3 protein-coding genes are annotated in these 1,321 nt (G+C 62.0%); all 3 read left to right on the top strand.

All coding sequences use genetic code 11. The features are described 5' to 3' along the window. Positions 1-202: arsenic resistance protein (locus GR138_RS30115; protein WP_420853741.1), on the top strand; the 202-nt coding region annotated here is incomplete at its 5' end. Between the two features lie 2 nt (positions 203-204). Then, on the top strand, positions 205-627 hold the full coding sequence (gene arsC, locus GR138_RS30110) for an arsenate reductase (glutaredoxin) (protein ID WP_160862936.1): 423 nt from the start codon (positions 205-207) through the stop codon (positions 625-627). Next, positions 602-1,321, top strand: a 720-nt coding sequence (arsH, locus tag GR138_RS30105) for an arsenical resistance protein ArsH (RefSeq protein ID WP_160862935.1), incomplete at its 3' end; no start/stop codon positions are given. The genes arsC and arsH, both read left to right, overlap by 26 nt.

Here is a 1,321-nt window from a genome sequence, read left to right as displayed (position 1 = left end):
GGCCAGCAATTTCTTCGAACTCGCCGTCGCCGCCGCCATCAGCCTGTTCGGCTTCCAGTCCGGCGCAGCACTCGCCACCGTCGTCGGCGTTCTCATTGAGGTTCCGGTCATGCTGTCGGTCGTCTGGATCGTGAACCGCTCGAAGGACTGGTACGAGGCCGCCCCCGCCGTCTCCAGAACCACCGCCACCGAAAGGCACTGACCATGGACGCGACCATCTATCACAACCCCGCCTGCGGGACGTCCCGCAACACGCTGGCGCTGATCCGCGCTGCCGGGATCGAACCTGTTGTCATCGAGTATTTGCAGCACCCGCCGACGCGCGAGCAGCTTGCGACGATGATCGCGGACGCTGGTTTGAACGTTCGGGAAGCCATTCGCGAGAAAGGCACGCCTTATGCCGAACTCGGTCTGGACAACCCAGACCTGACTGACGAGCAGTTGCTCGACGCGATGATCGCAACGCCGATCCTTATCAACCGTCCCTTCGTCGTGACCACGCTCGGCACCAGGCTCGCCCGGCCGTCCGAAGCGGTGCTCGACATCCTGCCCGACACCTTCATGGGCCCGTTCTTCAAGGAGGACGGTGAACAGGTTCTCGATGAGGAAGGAAAGCGCATTGCCTGACACATTTCCCGCATTGCAGGGCGATCACCTGCATTCGATCGATCTCGACGCCCTGCGTCCGGCATTCTCGACGCATAAGCCGCGCATCCTGATCCTCTACGGTTCGTTGCGCGAGGTGTCTTATAGCCGCCTGCTCGCATTCGAGGCCCGCCGGCTGCTCGAACGGCTCGGATGTGAGGTTCGCATGTTTGATCCAATGGGTCTGCCGCTGCCTGACGAAGCGCCGGTGAGCCACCCGAAGGTGCAAGAATTGCGCGATCTTTCGCAATGGTCGGAAGGGCAGGTCTGGGTGAGCCCGGAACGCCACGGCGCGATGACCGGCATCATGAAGTCCCAGATCGACTGGATTCCACTCTCGGTCGGATCGGTCCGGCCGACGCAGGGCAAAACGCTCGCCGTCATGGAGGTCTCAGGCGGTAGCCAGTCCTTCAATGCCGTGAACCAGATGCGCATTCTCGGCCGCTGGATGCGGATGATCACCATCCCGAACCAATCCTCGGTCGCCAAAGCCTATCAGGAGTTCGACGCCGATGGCCGGATGAAGCCCTCGTCCTATTACGACCGGGTGGTGGATGTGTGCGAGGAGTTGGTGAAGTTCACCATTCTTACACGCGATGCCTCCGCCTATCTCACCGACCGCTACAGCGAGCGGAAAGAACAGGCGGCCGAGCTTGAGAAGCGCGTGTCGCTGCGG

This window comes from Shinella kummerowiae (genome assembly GCF_009827055.1).
Taxonomy (GTDB): domain Bacteria; phylum Pseudomonadota; class Alphaproteobacteria; order Rhizobiales; family Rhizobiaceae; genus Shinella; species Shinella kummerowiae.
Note: the sequence above shows the minus strand (reverse complement) of the source record. Positions and strands in the feature narration are given on the sequence as shown.